Source organism: Thiocystis violacea (genome assembly GCF_016583565.1).
GTDB lineage: Bacteria > Pseudomonadota > Gammaproteobacteria > Chromatiales > Chromatiaceae > Thiorhodococcus > Thiorhodococcus violaceus_A.
Map to the genome: position 1 here is coordinate 1 of NZ_NRRF01000236.1, position 749 is coordinate 749.

At 70.1% G+C, this 749-nt stretch carries 1 pseudogene; it reads left to right on the plus strand.

The window, feature by feature from the left end:
- A pseudogene (locus CKO23_RS24980) lies at window positions 1-689 on the plus strand (cobyrinate a,c-diamide synthase); the annotation flags it as partial.
- Between the last annotated feature and the right edge of the window lie 60 nt (window positions 690-749).

Consider the following 749-nt stretch of genomic DNA (forward strand, 5'->3'; position numbering starts at 1 on the left):
ACGCCGCCGCCGATCGCATCGCGCAGACCGCGCTGGCCGAGCTGCCGGAGCCCGTCGCCTTCCAGCCGCCTGCAGCGCAGCCGGCGCTTCCCCAATTGCTCTCTGGGCGCCGGATCGCAGTGGCGCGTGACGCCGCCTTCTCCTTCCTCTACGGCGACAATGTGCGTTTGCTGGAGGCGATGGGGGCGGTGTTGGAGGTCTTCTCGCCCTTGACTGACAGCGGGGTCAGCGCCGACGCCATCTACCTCCCCGGCGGCTACCCCGAGCTGCATCTCCAGACCCTGGCCGGAAACCTCGCCATGAAGGGCGCGCTGCGTGCGCATGTGGATGCCGGCCGACCCCTGTACGCGGAGTGCGGCGGCATGCTCTATCTCCTGGAGCGGTTGGCGGACAAGGCGGGCGCGGAGGCCGAACTCGCCGGTCTTCTGCCTGGGCAGGGTCGGATGCAGCCGCGCCTGGCCGGACTCGGCATGCAGTCGCTCGACACCCCCGAGGGTTGCCTGCGCGGACACAGCTTCCATCACTCGACCATGCATACCGATGTCGAGCCCGCCGCCTTCGGTACCCGGCAGCGCGACGGCCAGGCGGGCGAGCCCTTCTACCGCCACGGCCCGGTGCGGGCCAGCTATCTGCACCTCTACTTTCCGTCCGCCCCACGGGCGGCCGCGGCACTCTTCTTGGCGGATTGAGCTTGCTGAAGGGCTGCGGCCAGGACTGCTGGCGCCTCCGCTGGCTCGCCTTCATCAACC